The 26,210-nt window shown below is 61.7% G+C and carries 33 protein-coding genes; 4 read left to right on the forward strand and 29 right to left on the reverse strand.

Annotation, left to right across the window (positions count from 1 at the left end; all coding sequences use genetic code 11):
* Nucleotides 1–318: 318 nt before the first annotated feature.
* Both ACSBPU_RS05495 and ACSBPU_RS05500 read left to right on the forward strand, forming a co-directional pair.
* Entirely contained in the window at nt 319–993 is a 675-nt protein-coding gene (locus tag ACSBPU_RS05495) for a DUF6988 family protein (RefSeq protein WP_442596275.1), read from the forward strand.
* Nucleotides 994–1,125: 132 nt separating this feature from the next.
* A complete protein-coding gene (locus ACSBPU_RS05500; protein WP_442596277.1) occupies nt 1,126–1,620 on the forward strand; it encodes a hypothetical protein in 495 nt (164 codons plus the stop codon).
* A gap of 119 nt (nt 1,621–1,739) precedes the next feature.
* Here the strand turns inward: ACSBPU_RS05500 and ACSBPU_RS05505 are convergent, their stop codons facing one another.
* The 9 genes from ACSBPU_RS05505 to ACSBPU_RS05545 form a co-directional block, all read right to left on the reverse strand.
* Nucleotides 1,740–1,994: a hypothetical protein gene (locus ACSBPU_RS05505; RefSeq protein WP_442596279.1), complete on the reverse strand. Its 255-nt coding sequence runs from the start codon at nt 1,992–1,994 to the stop codon at nt 1,740–1,742.
* A complete protein-coding gene (locus ACSBPU_RS05510; protein WP_442596281.1) occupies nt 1,987–2,571 on the reverse strand; it encodes a glycoside hydrolase family 108 protein in 585 nt (194 codons plus the stop codon). The genes ACSBPU_RS05505 and ACSBPU_RS05510 overlap by 8 nt, the downstream gene beginning before the upstream one ends.
* Nucleotides 2,568–2,843 carry a hypothetical protein gene (locus tag ACSBPU_RS05515; RefSeq protein ID WP_442596283.1) on the reverse strand — a complete coding sequence of 92 codons (276 nt, stop codon included), beginning with the start codon at nt 2,841–2,843 and terminating at the stop codon, nt 2,568–2,570. Before ACSBPU_RS05515 ends, ACSBPU_RS05510 begins: the two co-directional genes overlap by 4 nt.
* A 1-nt stretch (nt 2,844) precedes the next feature.
* On the reverse strand, nt 2,845–3,156 hold the full coding sequence (locus ACSBPU_RS05520; RefSeq protein WP_442592457.1) for a hypothetical protein: 312 nt from the start codon (nt 3,154–3,156) through the stop codon (nt 2,845–2,847).
* Between the two features lie 81 nt (nt 3,157–3,237).
* Nucleotides 3,238–3,675, reverse strand: a complete 438-nt coding sequence (locus tag ACSBPU_RS05525) for a hypothetical protein (RefSeq protein WP_442592458.1) — start codon at nt 3,673–3,675, stop codon at nt 3,238–3,240.
* The gene (locus ACSBPU_RS05530; protein WP_442596284.1) at nt 3,676–5,187 is read right to left on the reverse strand and encodes a glycine-rich domain-containing protein; all 1,512 of its coding nucleotides are present in this window, start codon (nt 5,185–5,187) and stop codon (nt 3,676–3,678) included.
* Complete coding sequence (locus ACSBPU_RS05535) at nt 5,184–6,134, reverse strand: hypothetical protein (protein ID WP_442596286.1); 951 nt, start codon at nt 6,132–6,134, stop codon at nt 5,184–5,186. Before ACSBPU_RS05535 ends, ACSBPU_RS05530 begins: the two co-directional genes overlap by 4 nt.
* On the reverse strand, nt 6,131–11,386 hold the full coding sequence (locus ACSBPU_RS05540) for a tape measure protein (protein WP_442596288.1): 5,256 nt from the start codon (nt 11,384–11,386) through the stop codon (nt 6,131–6,133). The genes ACSBPU_RS05535 and ACSBPU_RS05540 overlap by 4 nt, the downstream gene beginning before the upstream one ends.
* Nucleotides 11,387–11,458: 72 nt before the next feature.
* Complete coding sequence (locus tag ACSBPU_RS05545; RefSeq protein ID WP_442596290.1) at nt 11,459–11,863, reverse strand: hypothetical protein; 405 nt, start codon at nt 11,861–11,863, stop codon at nt 11,459–11,461.
* Nucleotides 11,864–11,991: 128 nt separating this feature from the next.
* Between ACSBPU_RS05545 and ACSBPU_RS05550 the strand changes: the two genes are divergently transcribed.
* Both ACSBPU_RS05550 and ACSBPU_RS05555 read left to right on the forward strand, forming a co-directional pair.
* Complete coding sequence (locus ACSBPU_RS05550; RefSeq protein ID WP_442596292.1) at nt 11,992–12,246, forward strand: type II toxin-antitoxin system RelE family toxin; 255 nt, start codon at nt 11,992–11,994, stop codon at nt 12,244–12,246.
* 13 nt (nt 12,247–12,259) lie between these two features.
* Nucleotides 12,260–12,607 carry a helix-turn-helix domain-containing protein gene (locus ACSBPU_RS05555; RefSeq protein WP_442596294.1) on the forward strand — a complete coding sequence of 116 codons (348 nt, stop codon included), beginning with the start codon at nt 12,260–12,262 and terminating at the stop codon, nt 12,605–12,607.
* Nucleotides 12,608–12,614: 7 nt separating this feature from the next.
* Here the strand turns inward: ACSBPU_RS05555 and ACSBPU_RS05560 are convergent, their stop codons facing one another.
* The 20 genes from ACSBPU_RS05560 to ACSBPU_RS05655 form a co-directional block, all read right to left on the reverse strand.
* Nucleotides 12,615–12,866, reverse strand: a complete 252-nt coding sequence (locus ACSBPU_RS05560) for a hypothetical protein (protein WP_442596295.1) — start codon at nt 12,864–12,866, stop codon at nt 12,615–12,617.
* A gap of 95 nt (nt 12,867–12,961) precedes the next feature.
* Nucleotides 12,962–13,396 (reverse strand): hypothetical protein, encoded by a 435-nt coding sequence (locus tag ACSBPU_RS05565; protein WP_442596297.1) that lies wholly within the window; start codon nt 13,394–13,396, stop codon nt 12,962–12,964.
* An 85-nt stretch (nt 13,397–13,481) separates the two neighbouring features.
* Nucleotides 13,482–14,195 carry a hypothetical protein gene (locus ACSBPU_RS05570; RefSeq protein ID WP_442596299.1) on the reverse strand — a complete coding sequence of 238 codons (714 nt, stop codon included), beginning with the start codon at nt 14,193–14,195 and terminating at the stop codon, nt 13,482–13,484.
* A gap of 42 nt (nt 14,196–14,237) precedes the next feature.
* Nucleotides 14,238–14,435: a hypothetical protein gene (locus ACSBPU_RS05575; protein WP_442596301.1), complete on the reverse strand. Its 198-nt coding sequence runs from the start codon at nt 14,433–14,435 to the stop codon at nt 14,238–14,240.
* An 11-nt stretch (nt 14,436–14,446) separates the two neighbouring features.
* Nucleotides 14,447–14,872: a DUF4128 domain-containing protein gene (locus tag ACSBPU_RS05580; protein WP_442596303.1), complete on the reverse strand. Its 426-nt coding sequence runs from the start codon at nt 14,870–14,872 to the stop codon at nt 14,447–14,449.
* Complete coding sequence (locus tag ACSBPU_RS05585; protein ID WP_442596305.1) at nt 14,869–15,315, reverse strand: hypothetical protein; 447 nt, start codon at nt 15,313–15,315, stop codon at nt 14,869–14,871. The genes ACSBPU_RS05580 and ACSBPU_RS05585 overlap by 4 nt, the downstream gene beginning before the upstream one ends.
* Nucleotides 15,312–16,292: a hypothetical protein gene (locus ACSBPU_RS05590; RefSeq protein ID WP_442596307.1), complete on the reverse strand. Its 981-nt coding sequence runs from the start codon at nt 16,290–16,292 to the stop codon at nt 15,312–15,314. The genes ACSBPU_RS05585 and ACSBPU_RS05590 overlap by 4 nt, the downstream gene beginning before the upstream one ends.
* A gap of 88 nt (nt 16,293–16,380) precedes the next feature.
* Nucleotides 16,381–16,773, reverse strand: coding sequence for a hypothetical protein (locus ACSBPU_RS05595; protein ID WP_442596309.1), 393 nt, complete (start codon nt 16,771–16,773; stop codon nt 16,381–16,383).
* The gene (locus ACSBPU_RS05600; RefSeq protein WP_442596311.1) at nt 16,773–17,276 is read right to left on the reverse strand and encodes a DnaT-like ssDNA-binding protein; all 504 of its coding nucleotides are present in this window, start codon (nt 17,274–17,276) and stop codon (nt 16,773–16,775) included. Before ACSBPU_RS05600 ends, ACSBPU_RS05595 begins: the two co-directional genes overlap by 1 nt.
* Nucleotide 17,277: 1 nt before the next feature.
* A complete protein-coding gene (locus ACSBPU_RS05605; protein WP_442596313.1) occupies nt 17,278–17,508 on the reverse strand; it encodes a hypothetical protein in 231 nt (76 codons plus the stop codon).
* 49 nt (nt 17,509–17,557) lie between these two features.
* Nucleotides 17,558–18,562: a major capsid family protein gene (locus ACSBPU_RS05610; protein ID WP_442596315.1), complete on the reverse strand. Its 1,005-nt coding sequence runs from the start codon at nt 18,560–18,562 to the stop codon at nt 17,558–17,560.
* A gap of 13 nt (nt 18,563–18,575) precedes the next feature.
* Nucleotides 18,576–19,073, reverse strand: a complete 498-nt coding sequence (locus ACSBPU_RS05615; RefSeq protein ID WP_442596317.1) for a structural cement protein Gp24 — start codon at nt 19,071–19,073, stop codon at nt 18,576–18,578.
* Nucleotides 19,074–19,076: 3 nt separating this feature from the next.
* On the reverse strand, nt 19,077–20,207 hold the full coding sequence (locus ACSBPU_RS05620; RefSeq protein ID WP_442596319.1) for a DUF2213 domain-containing protein: 1,131 nt from the start codon (nt 20,205–20,207) through the stop codon (nt 19,077–19,079).
* On the reverse strand, nt 20,204–22,060 hold the full coding sequence (locus ACSBPU_RS05625; protein WP_442596321.1) for an anti-CBASS protein Acb1 family protein: 1,857 nt from the start codon (nt 22,058–22,060) through the stop codon (nt 20,204–20,206). Before ACSBPU_RS05625 ends, ACSBPU_RS05620 begins: the two co-directional genes overlap by 4 nt.
* Nucleotides 22,061–23,515, reverse strand: a complete 1,455-nt coding sequence (locus tag ACSBPU_RS05630; RefSeq protein ID WP_442596323.1) for a phage terminase large subunit family protein — start codon at nt 23,513–23,515, stop codon at nt 22,061–22,063.
* The gene (locus ACSBPU_RS05635; protein WP_442596325.1) at nt 23,502–24,068 is read right to left on the reverse strand and encodes a terminase small subunit; all 567 of its coding nucleotides are present in this window, start codon (nt 24,066–24,068) and stop codon (nt 23,502–23,504) included. The genes ACSBPU_RS05630 and ACSBPU_RS05635 overlap by 14 nt, the downstream gene beginning before the upstream one ends.
* Before the next feature lie 39 nt (nt 24,069–24,107).
* Nucleotides 24,108–24,413 (reverse strand): hypothetical protein, encoded by a 306-nt coding sequence (locus ACSBPU_RS05640; RefSeq protein WP_442596327.1) that lies wholly within the window; start codon nt 24,411–24,413, stop codon nt 24,108–24,110.
* A 9-nt stretch (nt 24,414–24,422) separates the two neighbouring features.
* Nucleotides 24,423–24,839 carry a hypothetical protein gene (locus ACSBPU_RS05645; RefSeq protein ID WP_442596329.1) on the reverse strand — a complete coding sequence of 139 codons (417 nt, stop codon included), beginning with the start codon at nt 24,837–24,839 and terminating at the stop codon, nt 24,423–24,425.
* A gap of 200 nt (nt 24,840–25,039) precedes the next feature.
* Nucleotides 25,040–25,645 (reverse strand): hypothetical protein, encoded by a 606-nt coding sequence (locus ACSBPU_RS05650; protein ID WP_442596331.1) that lies wholly within the window; start codon nt 25,643–25,645, stop codon nt 25,040–25,042.
* Nucleotides 25,642–25,965 carry a hypothetical protein gene (locus ACSBPU_RS05655; RefSeq protein WP_442596333.1) on the reverse strand — a complete coding sequence of 108 codons (324 nt, stop codon included), beginning with the start codon at nt 25,963–25,965 and terminating at the stop codon, nt 25,642–25,644. The genes ACSBPU_RS05650 and ACSBPU_RS05655 overlap by 4 nt, the downstream gene beginning before the upstream one ends.
* Between the last annotated feature and the right edge of the window lie 245 nt (nt 25,966–26,210).

Here is a 26,210-nt window from a genome sequence, read left to right on the forward strand (position 1 = left end):
CTCCTAGTCCCGGCTTAACCCAACCAGCGACCGTTCTAGCCAAACGGTCGCTGTCCTGCGCCGGCCGCCCTCCAGCGGCATTTGAATTCGGCCAGGAGCCCGTGCATGCACATCATAGCTGCGCTATTTTAACCCGATCACCGCTCCCACATACCCCTGCAGCCCGTTCACTTCGCCGGTCGACGCGCCGCGTCATAAGCCTCTCCAACGTAGCTGCGTGGCCACCCTAGCAACTGTTGGCGGGCAGGAGAAACCCGAGGAGACGTAGGTTGGGTTTGGGGATAGGATGGCGCGGTGCTCATAACATAGGACGACAAAATGGTGACCTTTGCGACACACCGCTCGTTGGCCGAAGAGCTTGAGCGTGCTTTTTCCCTACAAAGCCTCGTTGACAAATCTCTCAAGAAGGCCGGCCCAACACCCAGCCAGAAGACTATTCTAAGCGGCGCGCTCTATCATTTATCGTGCGAACACGCCTCGTCGATGTTGCTGCTTATCGAAGCGAAGAAAGTAGGAAGTGCGTTAGCGCTCGCACGTCCCGCGTACGACGCCTTGCTGCGTGGAGCGTGGGTGTCCTACTGCGCCTCGGCTGATCAAATTGAACAAATAAGCGATAAGAAGGCTGATTTCCCGGGAAATAAGGATATCAGCGCTGGCGTTGAGAAAGCCGCTCCAGCCGAATTGCGGTCGACTTTGAGCGTAATGCACCGAGCAGTGCCTGTTGCGATCCGCCACGGGTTAACCCACGGCGGTGTCGAGCAATTAATGCACCGATTTGATGGGACAACAATCAGAGCAAATTTTTCGTCAGATACCGTAATTGGCTTTGTAAGATTAGCGACGTTAGTTATGCTTGGCAGTGCCATCGGCATTGCGCGGCAGCCTGGTGGCGACCTGGACCCCATCGACGTCCTTCACTTATTCTTATCGAGCTTTACTCAGGATGACACCGAGGCACGCGCGATGATCGACAGACTTGCTGATGAGTGCTGAACTTATCGCCCCGCCCCTCGCGTGCGTCTAGGCCTCGATTCGCATTTGGAGTAGCGGTCGCGCCGGAATCGATCTCGGTCCCTGCTGCATAATTTGTACGTGTATGCCGAGGCAAGCCTCAAGGGAGCGCCCATGGTCAGCCGAATTGAAATCGTGAAAGCCGAGAACGAAAGAAATGTCTTCCGAATTTTCTTGGAGAGCCGCGGGCTGACCGCAGAGAACTTCTATAGCAGAATCCCGCCCGAACCCGATATTCTGTATCACCCTCCAGACGGGGCTGCTGTCGCCTTCGAGCTAGCCGAAGCTGCAGACGAAGACCTGAGCCGGCTCACTTCCAGAATAAAGCAGCTAGGACAGCCTGCTGTTGACGAAGTCGAAGCCTCCGGGTTCGCGAGTTACGGTGATCCCATACCCGATCTCATTAAGAAGAAGTTCGGAAAGCGGTATCAGACTGATTGGCCTATACACCTGCTGGTTTACACTGACGGCAGATGTATCACGCCCGATAGCGTAGCCATCCCCACGGCCCAAATGTGGATAGACGCGATGAATGATCCGATTCCGTTTGACGCAGTTTGGTTTATGGGGGACAGTGCCCCGCAACTGATCTGGGAAAAGCAAGGATGACTGCTTATGGACACCGCTGCGCCCTCAGCCGATTATGAACCAGCAGATCGTCGGCGAGTTCGTCGGTCAAGATGTCCGCCTGGCTCACCCTGAAGGGCTTGGTCCAATAGCAACTGGTGTCAATCACGCGACCAGTTGCGCCGCAGCTCGCTAAGAGAGGCCCCAGGAGGCATGCTGCGCACAGCATCTTCCACCGCGCCGCGATCTGTCGCAGCCTTGAGCGCCTCGGCTGTTTGCCTTGTCCTTTCATCGCTTATCCCTTGATCGTATTTGTGTGAGCCGTACAGCAGCACGGCGCCGATGATGGCCAGCATGGCCAGAGCGCCGGCGAGCGGCTTCCAGTAGCGGCGAATGAACAGCCAGACACTAAGCATCGTCGGCTCCATAGTTGAGATTGCCGGCCACACGCCGCGCCCAGCCCTTACCGAAGCTTGGCCAAGTCGAGAGCTTGGTATAAAACTCCAGCCGCGCCGCGTTGAACCTGGCCAGCACGTCGGTGACGGTCATACGTTGGGCGGCAGCCATGGTGACTGGTCCGATTGCGCCATCGTCCGCCACGCCCGCGGCGCGCTGCAGGAAGCGGATGCTGTTGCCGATGCCGTGGTTGACCGCCGCGTCGAATACCTGAAAGGCAATGGCGCCGTCGAACTCATCGCACCTGGCGCGCTGCCAGTACGCGACGCGGTAGATCTCCCGGGCCTGCTCACGGGTCAGGTCGCGCATGCTGCCGGTGTAGCCAGCTTCGCGCGCTGTGCGCAGAGTGATGCCCCAGTTGGTTTCGCCGCCCCGGTCGTCCGGGTGATTGACGTAGCCGCCCTCATGGCCGATCAGGCGCTCAAACGCGATGTCGAACGTAACAATGCTACCCGGCAGAGGCGGCGCGGCAGGCGAGGTGATGGGCGGTACCGAGGTCTTGGGTTTGGCACCAAAAAGATTCGATAGCCAGCTCATTGGACGCTCCTTACGTGCTTGTAGGCCACAGCGATAACGTAGCCAGCCATAGCTAGAGCCAGCGCCGCGGATCCGTCGCTTGTCCAGCCATCGGCAACAATTCGGAACGCGGCGCCCGTAGCGGCAAGCGACACTGCGGACAGCCCAAGCCGCTCCATGGTGGTGTCGTGGATCGACTTGGCAACCACCGCCAAGCCAGCGCCACCGGCGACAATCAGCCAGCACACCGCCGATACTGCAGCCTGGACGGTCATGTATATGGTTTGGTCCATGTCATACCCCTCGTCCGCGTATGCGATCGATGACGGCCTGCCAGATCGCGTTGATCGGAAAGGCCTGCACTGCTTCCCATGCCCGGGAAGCGACGGCCATACCAAAGAATCCGACCAGGAAGCCGGTCAGACCCTCGGGTATGCCGAGCCTCATGGAAATGTGTGGGGCGAGGTAGTAGCTGAGCAGTGCGCCGCTGGTCGCCATGCTCAGACGCTCAAGCAAGGTGCCCTGCAGGAATCGCATGGACACCACGGCCCCAGCCACACCCGCCAGCTTGACGGCTATCGCCTCGAAATTTTGCATATCAGCCATCGGCCTCTCTCGGTGGGTAGAAAAGAAAAAGCCCCACCGAAACGGCAGGGCCAGAAATGAAAAGACCGGCTCGGGGCCGGTCTATGCTTGGATGCTTGCGCCTAGGCGGAACATGTCGTCGATGCGTTCCCCAGAGAGCGGGACCAGCGGGGCCAGTGCGGCGAGCATCGCGCTGTCATGGCGCACCTTTCCACGAGCCAGCACCGTCTGCGCGGTGATCTTGTCCAGGCCGTCGGGCATCGCTGCGATGATGTCCTGCACGCGGTCCCAGACGTTCTGGCTTTCGGGGTCCTCGGGGTCGACGGGCGTAGCGCGCATCGCCACCTCGGCTTGCCAGCCTTCGATTTCTTGGGGAACAGGGATAGGTTCCGGCTCGGGCGGCACAAATTCACCGTCCTCATACGTCCACCCAGGCGCGGCCGTTTCTGTAGGCACCAACAAAAAGCCCGGAAGCGTGAATTCCGGGCCGGCTTCGATTACGTTGACGACTTGAGTGCCGTCGATGACTGCTGTTCTCATTTAGATGATCCCCCATATGCGAAGCTCACCACGAGCTCCTGCTCCTGATCGTGGCCCGGTCAGGGTTCCTCCACCTCCGCCGCCCGGGGCTTCGCCGTCCATCCCGCTTGTGGTCTCCCCTGCCGCGCCACCGTCCCCGCCGAAAACCGACACGCCAGGAGTCCTGAGAATTGCGGCAAAGCCTCCGCCGCCAGCGCCGCCGTATACGGAGTTTGCCCCGTGCCTATTGTCGGTTCTTGCGCCAAGAGACCCGGCGAAGATGGCGTCAATGTTCCCATTATCAGACCCCTTGACTGACATCTGCCCTGAATACGGGTCCGCTCCCCGAGTGGTGTCGTCAATCGACACTCGGGTATTTCGCAGGGCTGATCCGGCCGTTAACGCCCCAGACACATTCTTACCGCCATACGCCTGGATGCCCAGAAATGACGAATCTCCCCCGGAGATGCCATTGGTGCTATTTGCAGTGACCGCTGCGCCGCCGCTGCCTATAACCACTGCGCTTACCCCAGGCGGAACAGCGTCAGAGCTAATATTAAATGGAGCGCAGCCTCCGCCGGGGCCGCCGTCGACACTGCCGTTACTCTTACTGCCGCTCGCTCCGCCGCCCCATAGATGGCCGGCAAATGCTGCGTAGCCTGGCGGCTTAACAAATGAGCCGCTTGCAATGTATGTCTTCTTAAAGCCGTTCAACACTATTGATCGCAGTGCCGCGCCGTCGCACTGTATCAGCCTGACTTCGCCCGGATACATGATATAGCTGACCATGCCATCTATGGTTTCAGCTTCATTGGGATCGAGCGTGATGTCCCCTGTGCCGGAGTTTTTCAGATAACAATACCAGCCATCGTCAAGCGCTGCCGCTGCCGCGAAGGTTTGGGTGAAAGTGCCGCTTGTAATGTCAATCAGCCTGCCATTATCGGCGCTCTGTAATTGCGTGTTGCTGGTGCGTGCTACCCGCACCACTGATTGCTTGACATCCAAATCACCCGCGCCCAACAGACTTTGCCCGCCAAGCGTCTTGAGCACCAGAGCGCCAATCTGCCCATTCAGGCTCGAAACTCCTGCAACGGCGCTTACCCCTTGCACCCAGGCGCTGCCGTTATACGCTCGCAGATATCCGGTCACGGAATTGACGTAGGCATTGCCGGCCACCAATGGCGCACCACCTTTTCCCGTTGCGGGGTCGCTCGTGGCGGCCCCTAGCCAGAGCGCGTCAAGATCTGCAAGATTCTGGGCGGATTCGGCGGCCTCTTGTGCTTTGTTTGTGGCGGTCTGGGCGCTGTTCGATGCCTCGTTTGCCTTAGTTACGGCAATGCCGGCTTGCTCCGTCGCCGTGGTCGCATTGTTATGTCCGACAAGGGCGATTTCGCGATTGCGAACGGACATGGCGTTTTCCGAGTCCGCCCAGTCTTTGGCCTTTTGGTTGTAGGTTCCCGCAGGGCGATCTGCCAGCGTCGGGAACGGGGATGCCAGGACGACGTCCGGCACCGGCTGTATGGGTGTGCTCATTGCTTAGCTCCTTGTACTGCGCCTTCAATTCTCAGGGTGATCGCGGCGTGGTTCGGGCCCGCCGCCCTTACGGTTCCCGATACATCTCCAAATCCATTCAGATACTCGTACCTCGGTAGCCCCGACGCGATGAAGGCGACCGGTCGGCCCTGCACCAGGTGCAGGAGCTCGGCGGCGCGATTGCCTTCGTCTGCCGGAACCACGACGGTGCAATTGACGTTATTCGCACTGCCGCGGCGCTTGCGCGTCACGGTGCCGTCCTCTTCTCGCTTGAGGTAGCTGTAGCCCTTTATCTCGGCCTCTGCGTCGTACTCCGTGCCGCCCCAGGTCCCGGCGCCAACGAGCGTGTCCCAGTGACCGATGGAGATCAGCGCCACCTCACACATGGCCCCGCCGGCGGCCGTGATGCTGATATGGACCTCGGCTGCCGGGTAAAGCGGCAGGTTCTGCATGTAATGCTGCGTGCGGCGCTTGAGCGGCATGAAAAGCAGCTCGTATAGGCCCGCAGCCTGCTCCCAGAGATCGGCGTCGTACTCTTCGACCACGTTGCCGCCCGGCTCGTCGTAGATTTTGATGTTCAGGTGTTCGCCCGACATGCCCCACAAGCCGATGCCGGTGAAGAAATCCGGGCGCACGACATACTTGATCTCTCCTGCCCTTCGCGTCACGGTATTGAGTTCGCTGTCGAATGCCGCCATGCGGTTTGACGGCCCCGCGCGGAACCATTTCTTGGCGTCGGTTCCGGGCTCCACCCCTGTGTTGTCGGCAATTGCGTCCCAGAGCGAATCAGCATGATTGACTTGATCGTCAACCACATAGGCCGTTGAATTGCTCCAGGCGACCTCCCCGACGCTGGAATCAACAACGGGCACCGTAGTGCCCGCCGCAATCATCGCCGCCGTGATCTCCAAGGGAATCAGTAGGACGGCATTTACATCAGTGCTCATAGTGTCGCTGCATCCTCTGTAAGCATGGCGTTGCCGCCAGCGGTGACGTTGTCGAACTGGCTGGCGAACTGGCCAGTAGACCTTTCGATGGAGGCAAGACGGCGCTCGAGGCGGGCGTTCTGCTCGCGCAGGGCCCGCAATTCGGTGATGACCCCGGCGTTACCCGAGCCGTTGCCGGCGCCAAGGCTTCGCAGGATGTCGTCGGTTTGTCCTGCCGTGTAGACACGACCGGGTTGGCTGAAGTTGACGAGCTCCGGTCCTTCCTCTCCGACCATCGCCCAGCCGGGCAAGGCAAAACCACCAGCGGCGAACTTACGTCCCTCGTATTGACCATAGGTATTCCAGTGGTACTGGGCCCAGGCTTCGGGCGACATGCCATGCGCGACGTCATAGCCTTGCAGCACATCCGGATTCGCCCGGAAGTAATCCGTGGTCCAGCTCGACGATCCGATGCCGGCGCCGGGAACCGGCGTGTAGCCACCCGCACTTCCTCCGCCACCGCTCACCGGCGCCGCAGCCTTGTTCGCCGCGGCAACGGCTGCCGCCAAGGTCTGAGCAAACGATGCCAACGCTTCGGGAAACGTCAGCACCCCGTCCCGGATCTCCAAGAGGACGTTGTATTGCTCCTTGGCCCAGTTGATCTGCTCTTCAATGGCCGAGATCTGCCGGCGTGCTGCTTCTTCGGTCGAGATCGCCGTACGCAGTTGCTGCTCGAGCGCCGTCAGCGAGTCCTCGCCCACCAGGCCCATGCCGCGCAGAAGTCGGTATTGATTCTCCAGCTGGGTGAGTGTCGCCCGCGCCGTATCCAGCTCGGGCTGGGCGATCCCCTGCAGGGCCTCCATCTCGTTGGCCAGAATGAGATACGCTTTTTGTTGCTCGAAGAGCGACCCGTACACTTGGCCGGTGACGCCCTGCTGGGCGATGCGCAGCGTTTCCGTAAGATCGGCTGTCTGCGGCAGCTGGCGCGTGATGAGTGCGGTCGAGATCACCGCACGCGCCTGGTCGTACTGCATCCTGGCGGCTTCGGTGACTTGGCTGCGCAGATCCGCAACGCCCCGGCCGATGGTTGCGATCAGGCTGCCGAATTCGGATTCGAGCCTCTGGACGGCGGACCTATAAGCCGACATGGCCGTGTCGGTGGCGCCGAACGACTCCTTCAGTCTGGCGATTTCGCGCTCGCCAGCCGCCACCACATCGTTGTAGGCCGTCGAAAGGTCCTGGAAAGCCCAGATCTGCTGTTGCAGCGCCCGGTTGCTCGCGTCCAGGGTCTCGAGCTCACGCCGGCGCAATGCGTTCGTGTTGCCAAGCAGGCCCAGCAGCTGAGATTCAAGGCCGGCACGTTCGCGCTCGATGTCGGCGAGCGAGCGGGCGGGCACGGCGACCTCTTCGACCGCTTGGGCGACCTGCCCCGCATACTGCGCAACCTCGGCAAATGCTCCAGACGCCTGCATCAGCACCACATACGCCTGGCGGCCCGCCTCGGTATTGAGGTCCTGCGCCTCGACGATAGTGCGGTAGGACGCCAGCATCTGCTCGGTCGAGCCCGTGAGTTCGGGGATCACGACGCCGGCGGCGGCCAGAGCCGAGGTCAGGTTGTTGACCGCAATGCCGTGGCGCTCGGCTTCCGAGTAATAGGCCTGGAAGTAGGTCTGCTGGGCGCCAAGGAGGTTTTCCACGCCGCCGGCCAGTTGCACCAGACCCGCCGCCGCATCAAACGACAGCCCGCGCAGCTGCTCGAATGGCAAGGCCTCGATCGCCGTCAGAAACTGTGTTGCCCCATCGGCGACCGCAGCAAACCGCGTAGCCAGATCCTGCGCCGTCGCCGCGTCGATGTTGCGCATGTCGACGCCTTCGAGCATGCCGGACAAGACGGACGGCAGTTGGCTTCCGAGCGCCTGGAACGCCTCGAGGATCGACAGCTGGATGTCCGTCTGCAGCCTGGGCAGCATCTCGGCTGAGCTCCACCCACCAAAGCCGCCGAACGTCATGTCGCTGGCCTGCGCTACACCGATCTGGCGCAGCTGGTCGCCGATACGCAAGGATCCGCCCGAGGCTACGCCGTTGCGATCGCCCAGGACGCTACTCTCCATGATCGCGTAAAACGACTCGATGCCGGCGTTAACGCCCACCTTGGCAAACAAATCGTTTGCCGCGGCGACCGCGCTTTGAGCTGCGGCAAGCGCTGCCTGCTCGGATCCAGCCGCCTGGCGATCATCGAGCGCGGAGACGCCAAATGCGCCGCCGGTGTAGTCGATGGTGGTGCGCTGGCCGTGGCGGGTTTTGGGTGGGCCGGAGTCGAAGAGACCGAAGGCGGAGGCGGCGGCTAGGCCGATGCCGATGTAGGGCGCCGCTGCACTGAGGCCAGTCATCAATCCCCCGGCACCAGCGGCAGCACCTCCAGCAGCTCCCGCCGCGCCACCGGCGAGCGATGCGCTGAACGACGTCGTCGCCATACCCGATGCCAGCGCGCCCGCCGCGCCACTTCCGAGCGAGGCCATTACCGACGGCGCAACAGCGGTAATACCGCTCGCGAAGGCCGTTCCAGCAGCCGAACTCAGCCCGGACAGCGCACCTTCCCATCCGCCGTTTGCTGAGATCAGCGCCCCGATGGAATCACCACCCATGGCGCCAACGAGGTTCGCGTAGCCAAGGGATGCGGTGGACGCCCCAGCGCTGGCGCCGGTGAGTGCCTGGTAGCCGGCGCCGAAGATGGAGTTCAGATTATTCGCGCCCCGCGCCGCTCCCCACACATCGCCGATTCCGCCAGGCGTGCGCGTGCCCATCACGGCATTGCCCACCGAAATCATGATCGGGCGCGTGATCGCCGCGTGAGCCATTTCGGCCAGCATCTGCTTGAAGCCGGATTTCATCGCGTCGAACGCGCTGCGCGACCCATCCATCCAATCCCGCCACATATTGGCGAAGGACTCGTCGATGCGGTTGATGGCATCTTCAGTGAACGTGAACCAGACGCTGTTTTCACGATTCAGATCACCAATAGCCAGCTCAAGCGCCCGGACCTGCTCTTCGGTCTGAGCGTAGGGGCGCAGGGCCAGCAGCTTTTCGAGTTCGTGGTTATAGGCCTCCTGCTTCGTGCGGGTGCCTTCCACGAGGCGGTTCAGTTCCTCCATGCCCGCCGTCTGCCGGGCAAGGCCATTGCTCTCATCCCACAGGCGGCTGAAGTGCTCGGTCAGGTCGCGCACTTCGTCAGCCGTCTTGCCCACCAGGAGCTCGGTCAATGCTTGCTGCTTGTTGTAGGCCGTGAGTGCCGTGGCACCTTCCTTGTACCCTTTTGATTGGGCGGTCAGCACCTTCAGATAGGCGCTCGCCTGCGTGTTCTGCTCGCGCAGGCCGTCGATCTGCTTGGCGATGTCCAGGCGGTCCAGGGCGATAGCCTGAGCGGTGATGGCATCTGTAACGGCGTTCCGGGTCTTTGCCCCATGCTCCAGCACCTTGGACTCGATTTCCACCTGCCGGGTGAGCTGCGATATAGCGTCTCCACCGGTGAGGTAGGCTTCCGTCATGGTGCGGGCGCTGGCGGTAGCGATGCGCATGTCATCAAGCCATTTCTTGAGTTCTTTGGAAACTCCGCCGCCTCCACCGCCGCCCCCTCCGCCAGCCGCATCAACAAAATCTTCTATGGGCTTTGGGTCAAATGCTTCGGCAATTTTGTCGCGCAACCAATCCAGCGCGCCGTCCACATAGTCTGTTTTGATAGAGGAAACGAAGCCCTCTTGCCACTGCTTTCCCGCCTCGGCGAGTCGTCCAGCAAACGGATTCTCCATCTCATTGATCTTGAGCACATCGCCCAACGACGAGATTTTCTCAATACCGGGGATTTTGTTGACAAGCGTTATGAGCCCATCGATACTGCCCGTTGCGGCAGAGGTAATTTTGTTAAGCGCTCGAATGGCTACGTTGGCTGCGCCAACCATCGCCGCGCCAACGATATCCCCAAGGTTATTCCAAATGAACTTGACATTCTCGAAGGAGTACGCGAACGCCCCGATGACGAAATTAGCGACGCCCTTAACTGCGCCAACAACATCAACCCCCAGCGACCGCTGTATGTCATCACGGAATTTATATGCCGCATACCCTGCGGCAGTCAGGGCAGCTACCATCAGCCCAATCGGGTTGGCCATCATCGCCGCAGTTACAGCCCTAATTGCACCAACAAGCCCAACGGCAAGTGATTTCGTCAGCAACGCTATCCCGCCAAGCATGGCGGGAGCATAAAACCCGGCCAGCGCCACTACGGCGATGTCGGCTTGACTTGCAACGGCAGACACGGCAGACCCAACAGCATCGAACACGGGCGCAGCATATTGCCCGAACGCGATCAGGCGGTCGCCGGTCTTGCGTATGCCGTCGGCAAGGCCAATGATTTTTTCAGCAATCGCGCTAGATGCGCCCGCCGCCTGGTCCAGTCTGCCGACCAATTCCGAAAGGTTGTTCTGGGCTCGCCCAAAAGCATCACCCATCGTGGCGGGCATTTTTTCGGCCTCTGTGCGAACTTCTATCAGGGAGCCAATCAGCGTCCCAGCAATCACCTGCGAGGTGATTTTCCCCTGGGACGCCATGTCGCGCAGGCCATTGACGTTCGTGCCAAGGGCCTTAGCCAAAGCCTCCGCTACGCGCCCACCATTGGCCAGCACGGTTTCCAGGCCATCAGCCTGCAGCTTGCCAACCGCCATCGCCTTGGACAGCGCCTGCTGCACTGATTCAGCCTGCTGTCCTTTAGTGGCCGTGATGACCAACATGTGATTCAGGGATTCCGTGAAATCCGCCGCTTCGGCTGACGATTTCCCCAACTCACGCAACACCGCCACATTTCGCGTGTAGATATCGACGGTCTGCTGCAAGGGTGAATATGAGGCGTTCGCTATATCCACGATGCGACGCATCAGGGCCGGGGCAGCCTGCATGTTTTTGACGGCGGCCCCCACCTTGCTTTGCATGTCAGACCAGCTATCCGCATACGTCTGCAGCGCGCGTACGCTAAGGGCAGTCCCTAGAAGAACGCCGGCGCGCGCCGCAACCTGGGCGAGATTCGCCATGGACGCGCTACTGCGCCGCGCCGCGTTATCCATTCCGCGCATCGCGCGCGCGGCCGCATCACTTCCTTTGCCGACGCCCGCAGCAGATCGCTCAGCATCCTCGCTAGCTTTGGTGAATCGACCGAGCGCATCTCTAGCCCTGTCAACTCCCTCTACGCCATCTATTTTCAGGCCGAGTGCTGCCACTTCCATTAGGGTCACCCACAAAAAAGGCCCCAGCAAATGCTGAGGCCAGAAAAAGAAACCGCCCGAAGGCGGTCAAAATCACATTTTTAGGTTTGAACCGTGCCAAGCATTGCTGTCTGGCAGATACTCCATATCTATCGTGTACCGAGTGCGAAGCATTGCGCCAAAGCTGTTTTGAGCATCCACGTAGGCAGATACCCTAAATTTGCACCTGCCCGTTTGTGAGGCGCTCACACCATCATCGGTGAAGCTGGGAAAATCAACCGTGCTTGGCGCGGCGAGCGCCTTCTTGACAAAATTGCGGCTCATGGTGAAGGCCATCACTTTGTCTGTGCAATTGCGCTCAATCTTTTCTGCAGCGTCTTTTTGTTGCTCTCGGGCCTGGTGGTCGTCACCAAACGCCACAACCAAACCGACGATAAAAACAGCACAGATAGCGACCACCCCAAGCGCCACTTTCTGCAAGCTTGTGTATTTCTGCATCCCCATCACCCCGTAACATAAAGATACGGCAGACTATACCAGCGCAGCCAGCCGCCGCGAAGGCCGACTTTCCCTTGCTATAAATAATAGCTTAACCTATAATTAAGCTATACCAACAAGGGGAACCCATGTACTCGGTCAACTGGTCAAACAAGGCGAAAAAGCAACTGCGCAAGATCGACCGGAAGGAACAGGGCACGATCATCGACGCCGTGGACGAGTTGGAAAGTTTCCCGAACGCCAAGAACGTCATCGCGTTGACCAAGCACGAATGCGGATACCGCATGCGCGTCGGCAACTATCGAGTCCTGTTCGACGCTGACACTGAAGTCAGGATCATCGAGATCCAGCAGGTCAAAAAGCGCGACGAGCAAACTTACTGAGCAGGAACCAGCCATGGACACCAACCACACCATACTCGAAGCCAACGGCAAGCCAGCCTTCGTTGTGCTGCCCTACGATGAGTATCTGAAACTCACCGGCGGGGAAGCGCCTTCCGGCCGCATCCCCGCCGATGGCACCACCCCTCACGAGGTCATGCGCCTGTGCGTCAAGAACGACTGGAGCATGATCCGAGCCTGGCGCGAGCACCTGGGCCTGACGCAAGCAGAGATGGCGCGGCGCCTGGAGATTCGCCAGCCCAGCTATGCCGCGATGGAAGCGCCTGATGCCAAACCCAAGAAGGCAACACGGGAGCGTATTGCGGCGGCGATGGGGCTTTCGTTGGAGCAATTGGACTTTTAACGCCCCATCACTTCCCCGAAAACGCCCCCCGGAAACCCTCCCGTGTGAACGTCTTCGGCTCTCCGCCGCTGTTGGCATGTTCCAGGTACACATCATCCATCGCCCGGATCACCCGCCAGAAGCTGTGGAACTCATCCTCTGGCCAGCCATGGCAATGGATCCGCGCCGACATGTAGCTGATTCGTCCCGCCTGCATGCCGGCCGGCCGGTCCGTGTGAAGATCCCAGAACGCTGCGTACCATGATTGGGCGCCGTCCATGAACTCGGGCGGCCAGAGGCTGGCGGGAATCTCCTGGCCGAACCGCTCGAAATCCTCGCGCTCCTTCTCGGCGTTCGGATTCGAGAGGCGCCAGCTCAGGACGGCGACGAGTTTTTTTCCAGTTCCTCAGTGGTTTCGTTCTGCAGATCGTCGACCTGCAAGGCTGCGTCCGTCACGAAGCCGACCAGGCGGTCGCCGTTGCGTGAGGTCAGCCACTTTCGGGCGAGGTCTTTGCTGTAAGGCACGGGCTTGCCGTTTTCCTTGATGCCATCCCAGTCCAGCAGAACGACTTCGACCAGCGTGTCGCGGGTGATCTGCGACAGCACTTCGGCCTTGATGTTGCCCTGGGCGTCGCGATCCTTGCGGGCCACACGGCGGAACTTGTTGTCGCGGTAGTTCTGCACCTTGCGGGACGATAGGCCGCGCACCTTCAGCTTCAGGGTGGGCGCGCCGATAATGTCGTCGATCCAGTGGCCGTCCTCGACAGATTCGATTGCCTGTTCGGGGATGAGGATTTCATTGATGTCCATGCTATTTTCCTAAGGTTCACGGTTCCAAGTCGGGGCCGGACGGCGGAACCAAGTCCGTCCGACCCCTGGCCGCAGAGCGGTTTCTTTACACTTCGACGATGTTGCTGTCCACGGCGATGGACCAGTTGCGCAGATGCGCGGACGTGGCGCCCCCGCCCTGGCGCGCGCCAGGCAAGGCCAAGCCGTAGAACATGTCGGTCATGCCTGCGGGCGGTGCGGATGCCGTATGCGTGCCGCTGCCGGCCGCCGTCGTTGCGATACCTGCGCCTCCGGGTGTGGCGGCCACCGAGAACGCATCGGAAGTAAGGCCGGCGGCGATGACGTAATAGACCGTTCCGGCGGTCAGGCCGGTAGGCAGCGTGCCTGTGCTGGCAAACACCACGGGCTGACCGGCGACGAGGCCGTGTCCTTGCCATGTCACGACACCGGGTTCGGCAACGCTGATCGTCACCGGGCCTTCAGGCATGCAATCAGCCCCCCATTCGATCTTGAATTGGTAAGGGTTGCAGTCTGCGATTGCTTCTTTGAACTTGATCTGGCCCGGGTCAAGCGCCATAGGCACGAACTGATTGTCCATCGTGCCGCCATTGACCGTCGTCTTGAACTTGCGCGTGCGCCGTTCGTTAATCAGGTCCTGCTCGCCAACGTTTTGGGTATCGCCCACAGCGCCGGCGTTCGCCCAGCCCCCCACTTCCATCCATGTTGCACCGGCGAAATCAGCCGCCGTCACAGTTCCTTTCGCGGTAACGCGACCGCCGATATAAAGCTTCGATCCAGAGATCGGATAAAGTCCGCTCATAATGTTTGCTCCTGCGCAAAAAAAATGCCCCGTGAGGGGCAGTTAACCGGCAGCGCCGGAATCTTTGGTTTCGGCTCGTTTGGGCCGAGGTTTTTCCCGGGCCTCCACGACGCCTGTCTTTTTCTTCAGGCCAACAGCCTCCGCCGTGCCTTTCGCGACATGGCCGACAGCCTCTTTGATCTTCGCGTTCAGAAACGCGTCGCGCGCAAGCCGGCGCCGGGCTTCACAATCAGGACACATAGGTCTCTCCTTTAAGCAAAACACTGCCAGGGCACGCGCACCGGAACCGTCCAGTACCCGTTGTCCTCGTAGCCTTCCTGGACGTGCGGGTACGACGTCACCGCCACGCACACGCCCGCGTACCGCATCTCCGTGCCGTCCTTGAAGTGCTCGGCAATGCTCGCCGCAATCTGGTCGTAGACGGACACGTCCTGGCCCAGCGGGTGCACCAGCGTGATCATGAGTGACCCAGTGCGTTCGTGCGGCTTGCCGTCTGCAATGAGGTGGCGGACAGGGGCCACGGTGACGCGCCCGATGCGCAGGTAGGGCTGCGGCAGGCCGCCGGCACCGGCGACCTCGAACACTTGCCCCGGCCAGGCTTTCGCATACGCCAGCGGCAGCGTGTCGATACGGGACTTCAGCGCCAGCCAGATCGACGTTTCAACTTTCGCGCTCATCTGCTCTCCACTGATGCCTGTATCTCGGCTGCGGCCCTGGCAACAATCTGCTGCCAGTTCGCGATAGCCCCTTCTACAAAGTAGTCGCCGGGCTCATTAAAAACGCGGCCCAATACGTCAGCGCCGACAAAGCCATAGTTCCTGCGCCTGGCGTAGATGGCCTGGTAGCCCAGCCATACGGATTGGTTGAGCTCAAGCGTCGCTGTGATAGCGCCAACGTTGCTGCCAGCCGTAGGCGTCTCACTGGCCTTGGGCATGCCTTCGGTCGACGCCAGCAACGAGCGAGCCAGATTTCCAGTCAGAAACGGCAGGCGTCCGCCGTTGGGCTTGGTGTCAACCATTTCTTCAGCCAAGAGCTCTACAGACCGGCGATGCACGGCCTGAATGCGGTCTTTGGACTCCGCAGCCCATGCGCCGATCGCTGCGCTGAACGAATTCGTCATTTCAGCCCCGCTCCGTGATCAATCCGAAACTCAGTGTCGCAGCCGCATCTGATGACATGCTTGGCGCCGCCGGCGGGGTCATGCGCATGTTGCATAGCCACGCCATCCGGGAATTCGAACGGCGTATCAAGGCCGCGCACCTGATGGCCACTCATAGCCCGATGGTCAGGGCGGTGGAACTTGTCGGCTCCGCGGCGGTGACGCCATGTTTTGATGACGTTCGCCGGTGAAATTCCCTGCGTTTCGACCAACTGCCGCCATTCTTCCATCCTGGCCGACATGACCGCGTTTCCGGTTTCGGTTTCTGCGATCGTATTTGCCCGATCTTTGAGCAGCGCATTCTTGTACTGACGCTCGCTGATGAGGCGATCAGCCTCCGGTACATGCGTGTCAGCTTTGTAAGCCCGGATGATGCGCTGCGCCGTGGCTTTGTTGACCCGATAGCGCAACGACAAATTGCCGTCTGCATGCTCAATAACGAGGCTGCGCACGCCGTCCGCCGTTCGCATCCCCTCGACGACCGCCTGCAGCCGTGCGGCGCGCGGTCCGTCAAGACCCAAAATGCCGCCCGCGCGCAGGCCACCGGGACCCAAGGCACGGCCGGCCAAGTCCAGAGCGATGCCGTGAGGGTGCGCGCCACGAGCGTAGCCCGCTTCGATCAGCGCGCGGGCCACCTGAATCTGTTCGCTGGAAAATCCCACCACCTTATTGGCTACGTTCTGCGCGATCCATTCCTGGGCGCGCGGATTTGTCATCCGGAACCGGATACCGATTTCGGCAATACCAGCCTGCCGGATCTGCGCTGCGGTCGAAGCGCCCGCCTTGGCGTAGACCTCCGTCATGGTCGACGAATATTCGGACCACGCTGCCGGATCGATGTTCAGGGCCGCCACGGCGCGATCAATGTCTCGCTGCTCCAGTGCGTCCAGCAGGGCGCGCCAATCCACGTTGCTTTGCAGATCGGTGACGCTAGCCATAAACGCCCTATGGACCTCGGGAGTTAACTCAGCTATGAGTTCGGCAAACTGGCGCGCTTGCGAGAGGGTGGGGCGACTGGCAGCCATATTACCCTCGGATGAAGAACTTGACGGCGGACGGAGTGCCTGCGGCCGGTATTTTCTCGACCGCCAGCACGATCACCGGCCTTTCATCCACGGCCAGCGTGTCGCCAGCGGTGTACTCAATGGCCGGCACCTCGCAGATGGCCACGCGGTCGGTCGCCAGCAGCACGGCGCTGCCCATCTCTGTACCTACCAGCCGCGCATCCACGCCGCGCACGGCGCAGCGAAGGGTTTCGGTTTGCTTGGTGGGCTCGACCGGCTCCCAGGGCTTGGTGGGGTCGGACACGCCTGGCGTGGTATGCGTCAGAGTGATGGCGCCTTGACCAAGGCCGCCCTGGCCCGTGGGGGCCAGCAGGTCGCGGGCCATCTTGGCCATGTCTGCGTAAAAATCGGCCATCAGATCACCCTGAACAACCTGGCCGCGCTGCGTACGTTCGAGCAGAACCACGGCGTCAGCATGCCATTGATGATGGAGTCCGATGGCATCCCAGGGGCCACTGAAGACCCGGCGGCGTCGGATGCGGCGAAGAACTCGCGCTCAATAGAGTCCACCTTTTCTCGCCGTGTTTGCCGGGTAGAGTCGACGCCCACCGTCGCCCATCCACCCTCAGTTGTCGCCTGCAGGTAGGCGGCCCGGTAGCTGGCGCTGACCCAGGCGGGTGGAACCAGATCGTTCGGTACCGGCTGGCCGTTAACCCGATGCCCGACGCGCGGCCAGGCACGCTCCTGCTCGAAACCGCCGGCGCGCTGGCTGCATTGCAGCGCGTGCTCATATGCCGCATCGACATAATCAGAGCCGATCTGGCGCAGCACCGCGAGCGTAGGTGCGCCAACGGGCAGTGCTAGACCCTGGCCGGAGAGCCACGTCTGGAAGCCGTCGTCGTTGCCGTAACCCGCCATGTCAATCTTTCTCCGCCACGCCGGTAGGCGCCGCAGGTTGAGTCGCTGTCTTACGCGCCGCAGGTTTCGCGGGGGCATCGTCCTCAATACGGAAATAGCCCACCGCTCGATAGTGGCTCACGTGCTGTGGATGTGGATCAATGCTGACGGAGCCGCGCGCCGCAAGCCGAACGGTCTTGCCCTTGGCGTCCAGCAGGTCGTAAGGGCTGTTCGTCAGGTTGGTAATTCGCATTGCGATGTCCTTTTCAACGGGGCCCAGCGCATCGCCAGGCCCCTATCCATCAACCCGCCGGTGCGGGCGACACGCCGTCCAGGAAGCGCAGCGCGCCGTCACGGATCAGCGTGAGCTGACCCACCCGGCCTATGCCCGGGATCTGCCACTGAAGTGGACCGTGCTGGTGGATATCCAGAAAACGGTACGGCATGGGCATCGGGAACTCGATGGCGTCCTGAGAGTTTCGGTACCCCACCGCACGGCCCTGGCCAGCCAGGTTCGGGCTGGAGAGTGTTGCGGCAACCGCCAGCGCCGGCAGTTCGCGAATGGTGATAGGGCGCCCCGTGCGCTGCGTGTACACATTGTTGGCGACGAAATACTGGTAGATCGTCATGTTGGGCGCCGTGACGCCGTAGGGCGTGTTGGTGATGTGCTGCAGCGCGAGCGGCGGCAGCAGGATCGTGTCGCCGATGAGTGAGGCCAGGATGCCGGTGGCGCTGGGCGGGCCTTGCAGCAGCTGGTTCATCTCGGTCACGATCTGATCGGGCGTTTTGAGCCCCACGCCGTTCGCATCAACCCAGTTGCGTGCCGAGCCGGTGCCGTTGTTGGGCGATGCGGCGGGCGTGACCCCCGCCTTGTTTATCAGGCCAGTCCACCCCGTATGGCCGCCGCCGTACAGCGCGGTTTCGGCGCAGAAGATATCCGCAGCCTGGCGCGCCGCAATCGCCTTGCGAGCCGTCAGCGGGAAGCCAGCGTGCATGGCCTTGCCGAGTTCTTCTACGTTGTAGCCGTAGCCTACGGCGTACATGGCGAAATCCACGCCGACCGAGATCAGGCTGACGTCGGCCTTGGGCACGTCTTCGGCCCAGCCGGACTGCCATTTGGCAGCGCCAGCCATGTCGCCGATCTGAAAGTCAACGCCAGACGCCCACTCGGGGTAGTCGGTGTTGACGGGGACCAGGGCCGCATAATCGACCAGGTCGTATTCGACGTTGAAGGCGCGAGCAGACTGTACGTGTGTCTGCTGGCGCAGGAAGTTGAGCGCTTGCGCGTCGGTGATGGTTTGAGGCATGTCTTGCGCTCCTTTAGGTTGCGGCAGTCACGTTGGCGGCGCCGGGCAGTACGCGGATGCGCAATGCGACGGGCTCGCCTTCGGCGGCGGATTCGTCGAATTCGCAGGTAGGCAGCGGCAGGCGACCTGCAGCGGTCGCGCCGTGATACTTGCGGGTGGCGGGGTCGTAGAATGGCGTGGCGCCGGCCGTAACGCTCGCTCCGGCCAGCACGAAAACCGTGCCCATGTCGGCAACGCCCAGGGTGTCGCCCACGCGGAACGTAGCCGCGCCGTCAGAGGTGGGGGTGCCCAACATATCGACAGTGCCCAGGGCGATGCCGATAAAACGGTTGGCGGTCGTCAGCGGAACGACGTCCATGTCGCCAGTGCCCTTCATCAGCGGCACAGCAGCGGCGAAGGACGAGCCAGCAAAGCCAGTGCGGGCGTTGTCCTCTTCCATGTTTGCCCAGGTGCCGATGATGCCACGGGCGGGCTTGAATCGGTTTGCGGCGTTGGGGATTAAAGCGGCCATGATTTAGCCCTCCTTCTTGGACTGACGGTTCAGGCGAGCGACGTAGCCGGCCTGTGCGTCGTTGACGACGTTGGTGTCGGTGGACTGGATGCCGCGCGAGATGGCATCCGCCACCGGGTTCGCGGGCTTGGCGTCCTTGGCGATGGCCTTGAACATGCCGGTGATTTCCGCCTCGCTGGCATCCTTGACCATTTCATCGCCAAGCTTGGCCGAGACGGCGGCCTTGCGCAGATCGGCATCGGATTTGCCGGCTACATCGATCTTGGCATCAATCGCCTTGACGGCCTCGACCAGTGCAGCACGATCAGCGACGAGCTTGTCAACGTCGATCTTGGCGGCGTCCTGGGCGGTTTGCAGATCAGCCTTCAGTTTGCCGATTTGCTCGTCTTTTGCGGCGATGGCGGCGGCATGCGCGGTGTTGGCGTCGGCAAGCGCCTTGGCGGCATCCGTTTTGAACTGCTCGATAGCAGCCACGTCGGTAACGGCAACCTGGACGGCCTTGTCGCCCAGGACCACCGTCTTGAGTTGGTCAGTCATATGACCTCCTTCTGCGGGTTTGGGCGCGGGGCCCGGTTGAAAATCTTGAACAGGGGCAGCGCCCCACGAATCGCCGATGCGGGCCTGATGGCCGGCACGACCGCGTGCGACGATGGCGATATGGTTGGCGACGATGTTGCGCTGCACGGCCTGGTACGGCGTGCCGTCGGTGGCGACGCCGTCCTGCCAGACGATCTCGGCGGCGTAGCCCACGGACAGCTCGCGCTTGCCATCGCGCACGGCCTGCACGGCGTCGGCGTCGGTGATCTTCAGACCGATCTTCAGGTATTCGCCGTCGCGCAGCACCTCGTCGCCGGTCGTGCCCACCGCCAGGTCGCGCCAGTTGCTGGCGTTGACCTCTGTGGCGGGGTGATCGTTGGTGATAGGCAGCTTCGAGAACGTGTCCAGCGAGCGCTTGGCGAACACCTCGGCCTCGTCGCGATAGACGTTCACGACGCCCAGATCGGGCCGGCCCAGCTCGGCACCCAGGTATTGCTGAACCCCAGTGCGCGCCGTGCGCGCCGCAGCTTCCAGATAGCCAGCGTCGGTGATGGTCGAGTCGCCCAGGGCGACCGAATCGGTGATCTTGATGGTCATTCGCTCACCTTGGATTTCCAGTCTTCATTGATTTCCTCGAAGATTTCCGGCCCGAGCCTGATTTCTCCACGCCAGGGCTCGACGGCGGAAATGTCGCCGGTGAAGGCGTACGAGATTGAGATATGCGGCTGGTATTCAGGCCAGTCCCAGGACGCGCCATTGCGCACCATGTCTTCATGCCGCCAGGACAGATTGCTGGACACGAACGCCAGAACGGCGGTATCACGGTTGGGGCCGAACACCTCCATGAGCCGGGCGCCGCCGGCGCTGATGGTCAGCGAGCCGTCACCGTCTGCCGCCCATGCCTCGCCCATCTTCATCCAGTCCACCGGCTGTCGGCTGTAGGTGATCGTGACGTGCATGTCGTTCGTATCAACCAGGCCATCGATGCCCTGGGCCTTGTAATGGGCCTGAATTGCCGCGGCGTTCAGCACCTTGCGACTCACGTAGAGCGTGCGCGGGGCGGCGTCCGATATGCTGGACGGCGTGCCGGCGTCCTCTGGCCCGACAAACCCATCTTCATCCTCCAGCGTGCCGTGTTTTTTCACCGCCTGGTCGAGGCCCGGCAATACGCCCTGTTCAGTCAGTTCGTTGACCAGCGCATCGGACAGGGCATAGACGGACATCAAGGGGCCTGCATTCGGGCCGGCCAGCGCTCGCGCGGCGTTTGAGGTCTTCACAAAGATTTCCGCGCGCTCGGCCTCTGTGAGCTGCCTCAGCGGCGCCCATTCGTAATAGATTTCCTCGGGCCGCCCTTGCAGCGCCTGATGGATGATGCAGTCGTCCAGCAGCGCCATGGCCGGACCAACTTCGGTGGCCTGAATATGGCCGATGCGGTCGAAATACACGCGCTCGTCGCCATCGCCGGACCCGGACAGGCCCACGGCGGCGCGGCCATAAAGCCGCGTCACGGGGATGCGGGACGCGCCGGACACTGCATCCATGAACTTGCTGACGACGTCGGGCAGGCCCGTAAAGGTTGCGGACTTCTGCTGGTAGTCGTCCTTCATGTCGATGACTACCGCTCCATTTATGCCCTTCATGGCGGCTTGCGTCTGCAGGCGGCGGGTCAGCAGGGCGTCGTTGCTATTGTCCTCCAGGAGCTGCGCGAAGCTGTCGAACTTGAAAACGTCCACCTTCGCCTCGAACACCAGACTGGCGATGTTGGCCATGGTGGAATCCACCTGCTGGATGGCGTCAAGCGTGGCTTGCAGGACGCTGTCCCCCCAGCCGCTGTTCGTCGCGCCGGCAAGGCTCGGATCGTTCGGTACGCTCGCCCCACGAAGTACCACCAGCCGGCTCGCGTGAACTCGCACCCGCGCATCCCGGCGTGCTCCGTTGGGCAGAAGAACCAACGACGGCGCCACCTCAGAGGCGGTCAGCGTGTAGTGCTCAGGCCAGCCGTAGTACTCGCTGTCGATGTCGCGCACCAGGGGGTCAGGCTGCAGGCTGTTGGGCGTGAGCACCACCAGCGAACGGATTTCCTTTCCCGGGCGCAGCGGTTGATCTTGCTGATCGTCAGCAGTGTTGATGTAGATCGCCGCGCCACCGTAGAGCCGCGCCGCCACCATTGCATCCTGCACGAGCCGCTGTAGGCCCAACGCCTTTTCCAGCCTCTCAATCTTCGTTATCTGGTCGGCCTTTGCCCGCCATGTGCGCCATTTGCGCGTAGCATCCTCGGCCGGATAGTCCACGATGGCGCGCGCCAGCCACGCATTGCGGTAGGCGTCCAGCAGTTGCTGGGGCGTCAGCAGCGCGTGAACGTACTGGCTGTGCGCGGCCTTATCCCGGGGTGTGCCCAGGTTGGCGACGACGTTCACCAGTCCGTCCGCGAATTGTTGACTGACACCCATTCAGAATCCCTTCCATGAATACCCAACACCAAGCTCTGTGATGGCGTACACCATTGCGTCGAGCCGATCGGGCGATTTTTTTGCAGTTGCGGGCACGTACTCCATCAACTGGTTTTCCAGCACATAGAGGTTGCCGTTATGGGCCACGCGGCCCTGTTCGTAGAGCGCCGAAACGGGCTCCGCCCGGGCGAACTTGCCACGGCTGGCGTGCACCTTCACAATGCGCCCCCGGTAGCCCGCGTTTCGCAGCGTGGCTTCTGCCATGTCGCCGCCCTGGTTCGTCTCAATGACGATGGCGTCGGCCTCGTGGGTCTGCACTGCCTTCATGGCTTGCTGCGCCCAACCGGCTGGGCTGTAGCGGCCACTGTAGTCGCCCTCCACCCGGTACTGCCTCGAATCACCGCCGCCGTAGCTGCTTGCTGCCACGATGCCGGTTTCGTCGCTCTCATCGCTGCTGGTGGTGGCCGGGTCGACCGCCACCACCGTGCGTGTCTTGCTCTGCGTGATCTGCAGCGCTCTGGCCGCTGCGATCATCGCTTCTGTCCACAGGGCACCCTCGGCATTGAACCGGCGTGGCCGCTGCATGTACTGCGCTTCAGCCGTCCTGCGGTGCGAGAACAGTGCTGTGCGGTGTGATTCGTTGTGCTTGTACGGCCACAGCCAACCATCGGGCAGGCCGTGTGGCACGACGATGCCGTGCGTGTTCTCGGCCGGGTACGCCTGGGCGTTGTCGATCAGCACCGGCAAACACAGGTGATGCCACTGCTCACCCGACCCGCCCCGCAACAGGTAGCCCGAGAGGTCGTGATGGTGGATGCGTTGCATGATCACCACCATGGGCGTGGTTTCCAGCGCCAACCGCGAGCGGATCGTCTCATTGAACCGGCTGTTCACCCCGTCACGCACCGTTTCGCTGTAGGCGTCGTCGGGCTTGACCGGATCATCAATGAGCAGCGCACCCTGCCAGCCCGGCTCCATGTGCCCGGCCCGAAAACCCGTCACCTGGCCAGCGGCCGACGAGGCGTACACGCCGCCGCCGCGCTCCGTCCACCACATGGCCTTGCTGTCGGCGTCATCGCGCAACTGCATGGACCACATGGCCTGATATGCCGCCGACTTCACAATGCCCCGCGCCGTGCTGGAATTCAGCAGCGCCAGGTTGTGCGAGTACGAAAGGTGCAGGAACCGGGCGCGATTGTTCAGCGCGAGGCCCCGCCCGATCATGTTGATCGTGGCGAGCTCAGTTTTCGTGTAGCCGGGCGGCACGTTGATGATGAGCCGGCTGATCTCGCCATCGACTACCCGTTGCAGCGTGCGCTGGATAACCTGGTGGTGGGGCGCCACGATCATCTTGGCGCCCATGCGCTGCTTGAAGAAGTATCGGGCGAAGTACAGCCCGTCTTCCTCGCACTCGATCCGCCTGGCCAGTGCGCGGCGCTGCTCAGCAGTCGTCATCGGCCAGCATTTCCTGGCGGGCGTGCTTGTATTCCTCGCGGGTGAGTGCAGCCACCTCAATGGGGCCGCCGTTCGGGCCGCTGTGCCCCACCTGCTCGCGGAACGCCTGCACGTCGACGTGCTTACCCAGCAGCTCCAGGTTCTTCACCTTGTCGGGCCACTTGATCTTCTTCAAGATGCCGACCATCTCTCGATCTTCGCCGCGGCCTTCAAACATTTCGGCCAGGTCAAAGCCAGACAAGTACTGGCGCCAGACCTTCGGCCATTCGCTCACGGGCCTCAGGCTCATGTCCTCGGTCATTATGTCCAGCACGTCCATCTGATCGATCTCGAACAGGCGTCGAAGCACGTAATCAGCATCGATCTGGACGCGCTCGTTGCGTCTCTGCTGCAACTCACCGATCAAGGCGGCCACGTCAACATCTGTCAACAGGCGCTGGCCTTGAGATTTCGCTGTTCTTTCGCTGTAGCCGGCCCGTATCGCAGCCTGCGTAGCGTTCAAATCCTTGATGTACTCGGCTGCGAAACAGCGCTTTTTTGGTGTTAGCGCCATTTCTGTTTCCTCAAATGAAAGTTGTTGCGTCTTCGCCCATCACGCACCCGCCGCCTTGAGCCCACCCGGCGAAGCGACGCGCCTGCGAATCCATTCCGACATGTTGGTCGACAGCTGCGTCATCTGCAGGACGAACTCATTCCACCCACGCTCGAGCACGATGGTCTTCTCCATCGAGTTGAGCATCGTGGCCTCGTCGTCGATGAAGCGGGCAGCGTGGTCGATTTTCGCGTTCAGGTCTTGGATGACGGCGCGCATTGAGTTCGCGTCGGCGGTGGGCATGCCCAGCATCTCGGCGTGATAGACCTTGCGTAGAGCCAGGTCGGTTAGCTGTTGCTGTTTCATAGTCCGCCCTTATCGTTCAGGTGTGGCGATACACACAGGCAGCGCCGTCTGTCTGCCGAGGAAATCTTTGCGCTCGACTGCCTGCACCAACTGCTTGAGCAACGATACGATCTCGTCCAGGCGCGGATCTGGGTCGATGGACAACTGCTCGCTCTGTGCGCCAGCTCCATAGCGCTTGAGGATGTCGGAGTCAGATTTGCCGAGGGGGATCAGCTCCGGCCCTTGCTCGCCGCCGGGGTCGCCGGCGCACTGCGCAATTCCCGCCAAGTCATCGGTCGACAGCATGATCGTGAAGTTGATGCTGGCCACCTCATCCATGCCAGTCTTGATCCGAAGCTCCCGATCCACTTGGCGGGGATCCAGGCCGAAGTGCTTGCATATCGCTTGGCCAAGATCGCGGCCGGTCATGAGTTTGGTGTTGGTCATGAGGGTTCCGGAAAAAGCAACGCCCGCCGATCTTGCGAAGGGCGGGCATTGGAAAGTGCAGCGGTGGCTGCAGGAGGAGACATCAGGTTTCATAGGCCAGAAAAGACAAAGCCCCACCGTGCGGCAGGGCTTGCGTTTCGTCTAGGCGTAGTTGTAGGACTACTGAATTAATGCCATTTTGACGTGCATTTTATTCACGGTCAAGTCGCCCCCTCCAAAACGTCGTCCGGTTGCCCCAACATCCCAGCCTCCAGCAGCACGCGCTCGGCCATACCGAAGGCCTGCGCCTCCGCACCAATCACGCGCTCGGCAGCCTTGCTCTTAGGCCCGCGCAGCCAAACGGACAGTTCGCGGTTCGCGCGTGACGCCGTGGGTTGACTCACGCCGTGGCGGCTGCCGATGTCCTCCAGCGGCGCCTTCTCGCCGCCGAAGTAACGCACCACCAGTGCCAGAATCAGCGCTTCGTTGACGCTGGGCATAGCCGTGAAGCGCTCACGGGCATGGGCGGCGATCACGCGCGTGGCGCTGACCCACTCGTGATGCGGGGTGGCCTGACCGCAACAGAGGCAGTCGCGCGAGCGCGGGCCGTACCGCGCTCGCAGCAGGGCGCGGTGCAGCACCTGCAGGTGCGACAGTCGGCTCAGGATCATACCTGCCTGGCCTGCGCCGTCTTCACCTGGTAGGCCCATGCCCGCTGCATTCTCGCCAGCGCCGATGCGGTCTACCAGTGGGCGGGCCGCGGAGCGCGAACTGCGGTTGAAGGCGAACACCAGCGCCTGGTGCGCGTTCTCGAAAAGCATCGTCATCCCCGAGCCTCCAGCAGCCAGACCGTCGTACCGTCGGTGAACACCTTGCCGTGCATGCACAGCAGGCCGAGGGTTTCTCTGACGACCGTGCTCGCCTGACGCGGTTCAGCGAGCCTTGCCAAGAGCTTCAGGGCTTCAAGAGCCTCGGAAAGCAGCAACCGGTCGCCGCCGGCGTATGACTCGAACGTCAAGGTTTTCACCGCTGCCGTTCGCCACATCGCGTGCATCGCCGCCGTGTGCAGTTCCGTCAGCGGGCGAAGGTCGCCGGAGTCGTCCGTGAATTTCCGGGTTGGGTCGAGAGAAATTTGCAGGATCAGCATTTCCCAGCCTCCTTTGAAAATTTTCGCAAGTTTGCCGAGGAGGCCATGCCGATGGGTTTGCCTGGGAAGGGCGTAACGTGTCCCATCCCTCCCCACATCGTCGTGTCACACGGAACCCCGTAATACCCCCTTAGGGGGGGTATTACGGGAGGTTCCCCGTGTGACACCTCGCCGACGTTTTGTCGCTGCCGTATTACGTCATGTGACGCCCCGTGTGACACGTGTGACACCCGATGTAACGCCGT

This window comes from Parapusillimonas sp. JC17 (genome assembly GCF_052180245.1).
Lineage (GTDB): Bacteria > Pseudomonadota > Gammaproteobacteria > Burkholderiales > Burkholderiaceae_B > Parapusillimonas.

Excerpts from the sequence above, each read along its gene's own strand:
- ACSBPU_RS05495 (WP_442596275.1), top strand. The coding sequence starts at position 319 with ATGGTGACCTTTGCGACACACCGCTCGTTGGCCGAAGAGCTTGAGCGT.
- ACSBPU_RS05500 (WP_442596277.1), top strand. The coding sequence starts at position 1,126 with ATGGTCAGCCGAATTGAAATCGTGAAAGCCGAGAACGAAAGAAATGTC.
- ACSBPU_RS05505 (WP_442596279.1), bottom strand. The coding sequence starts at position 1,994 with ATGCTTAGTGTCTGGCTGTTCATTCGCCGCTACTGGAAGCCGCTCGCC.
- ACSBPU_RS05510 (WP_442596281.1), bottom strand. The coding sequence starts at position 2,571 with ATGAGCTGGCTATCGAATCTTTTTGGTGCCAAACCCAAGACCTCGGTA.
- ACSBPU_RS05515 (WP_442596283.1), bottom strand. The coding sequence starts at position 2,843 with ATGGACCAAACCATATACATGACCGTCCAGGCTGCAGTATCGGCGGTG.
- ACSBPU_RS05520 (WP_442592457.1), bottom strand. The coding sequence starts at position 3,156 with ATGGCTGATATGCAAAATTTCGAGGCGATAGCCGTCAAGCTGGCGGGT.
- ACSBPU_RS05525 (WP_442592458.1), bottom strand. The coding sequence starts at position 3,675 with ATGAGAACAGCAGTCATCGACGGCACTCAAGTCGTCAACGTAATCGAA.
- ACSBPU_RS05530 (WP_442596284.1), bottom strand. The coding sequence starts at position 5,187 with ATGAGCACACCCATACAGCCGGTGCCGGACGTCGTCCTGGCATCCCCG.
- ACSBPU_RS05535 (WP_442596286.1), bottom strand. The coding sequence starts at position 6,134 with ATGAGCACTGATGTAAATGCCGTCCTACTGATTCCCTTGGAGATCACG.
- ACSBPU_RS05540 (WP_442596288.1), bottom strand. The coding sequence starts at position 11,386 with ATGGAAGTGGCAGCACTCGGCCTGAAAATAGATGGCGTAGAGGGAGTT.
- ACSBPU_RS05545 (WP_442596290.1), bottom strand. The coding sequence starts at position 11,863 with ATGCAGAAATACACAAGCTTGCAGAAAGTGGCGCTTGGGGTGGTCGCT.
- ACSBPU_RS05550 (WP_442596292.1), top strand. The coding sequence starts at position 11,992 with ATGTACTCGGTCAACTGGTCAAACAAGGCGAAAAAGCAACTGCGCAAG.
- ACSBPU_RS05555 (WP_442596294.1), top strand. The coding sequence starts at position 12,260 with ATGGACACCAACCACACCATACTCGAAGCCAACGGCAAGCCAGCCTTC.
- ACSBPU_RS05560 (WP_442596295.1), bottom strand. The coding sequence starts at position 12,866 with ATGGACGGCGCCCAATCATGGTACGCAGCGTTCTGGGATCTTCACACG.
- ACSBPU_RS05565 (WP_442596297.1), bottom strand. The coding sequence starts at position 13,396 with ATGGACATCAATGAAATCCTCATCCCCGAACAGGCAATCGAATCTGTC.
- ACSBPU_RS05570 (WP_442596299.1), bottom strand. The coding sequence starts at position 14,195 with ATGAGCGGACTTTATCCGATCTCTGGATCGAAGCTTTATATCGGCGGT.
- ACSBPU_RS05575 (WP_442596301.1), bottom strand. The coding sequence starts at position 14,435 with ATGTGTCCTGATTGTGAAGCCCGGCGCCGGCTTGCGCGCGACGCGTTT.
- ACSBPU_RS05580 (WP_442596303.1), bottom strand. The coding sequence starts at position 14,872 with ATGAGCGCGAAAGTTGAAACGTCGATCTGGCTGGCGCTGAAGTCCCGT.
- ACSBPU_RS05585 (WP_442596305.1), bottom strand. The coding sequence starts at position 15,315 with ATGACGAATTCGTTCAGCGCAGCGATCGGCGCATGGGCTGCGGAGTCC.
- ACSBPU_RS05590 (WP_442596307.1), bottom strand. The coding sequence starts at position 16,292 with ATGGCTAGCGTCACCGATCTGCAAAGCAACGTGGATTGGCGCGCCCTG.
- ACSBPU_RS05595 (WP_442596309.1), bottom strand. The coding sequence starts at position 16,773 with ATGGCCGATTTTTACGCAGACATGGCCAAGATGGCCCGCGACCTGCTG.
- ACSBPU_RS05600 (WP_442596311.1), bottom strand. The coding sequence starts at position 17,276 with ATGGCGGGTTACGGCAACGACGACGGCTTCCAGACGTGGCTCTCCGGC.
- ACSBPU_RS05605 (WP_442596313.1), bottom strand. The coding sequence starts at position 17,508 with ATGCGAATTACCAACCTGACGAACAGCCCTTACGACCTGCTGGACGCC.
- ACSBPU_RS05610 (WP_442596315.1), bottom strand. The coding sequence starts at position 18,562 with ATGCCTCAAACCATCACCGACGCGCAAGCGCTCAACTTCCTGCGCCAG.
- ACSBPU_RS05615 (WP_442596317.1), bottom strand. The coding sequence starts at position 19,073 with ATGGCCGCTTTAATCCCCAACGCCGCAAACCGATTCAAGCCCGCCCGT.
- ACSBPU_RS05620 (WP_442596319.1), bottom strand. The coding sequence starts at position 20,207 with ATGACCATCAAGATCACCGATTCGGTCGCCCTGGGCGACTCGACCATC.
- ACSBPU_RS05625 (WP_442596321.1), bottom strand. The coding sequence starts at position 22,060 with ATGGGTGTCAGTCAACAATTCGCGGACGGACTGGTGAACGTCGTCGCC.
- ACSBPU_RS05630 (WP_442596323.1), bottom strand. The coding sequence starts at position 23,515 with ATGACGACTGCTGAGCAGCGCCGCGCACTGGCCAGGCGGATCGAGTGC.
- ACSBPU_RS05635 (WP_442596325.1), bottom strand. The coding sequence starts at position 24,068 with ATGGCGCTAACACCAAAAAAGCGCTGTTTCGCAGCCGAGTACATCAAG.
- ACSBPU_RS05640 (WP_442596327.1), bottom strand. The coding sequence starts at position 24,413 with ATGAAACAGCAACAGCTAACCGACCTGGCTCTACGCAAGGTCTATCAC.
- ACSBPU_RS05645 (WP_442596329.1), bottom strand. The coding sequence starts at position 24,839 with ATGACCAACACCAAACTCATGACCGGCCGCGATCTTGGCCAAGCGATA.
- ACSBPU_RS05650 (WP_442596331.1), bottom strand. The coding sequence starts at position 25,645 with ATGACGATGCTTTTCGAGAACGCGCACCAGGCGCTGGTGTTCGCCTTC.
- ACSBPU_RS05655 (WP_442596333.1), bottom strand. The coding sequence starts at position 25,965 with ATGCTGATCCTGCAAATTTCTCTCGACCCAACCCGGAAATTCACGGAC.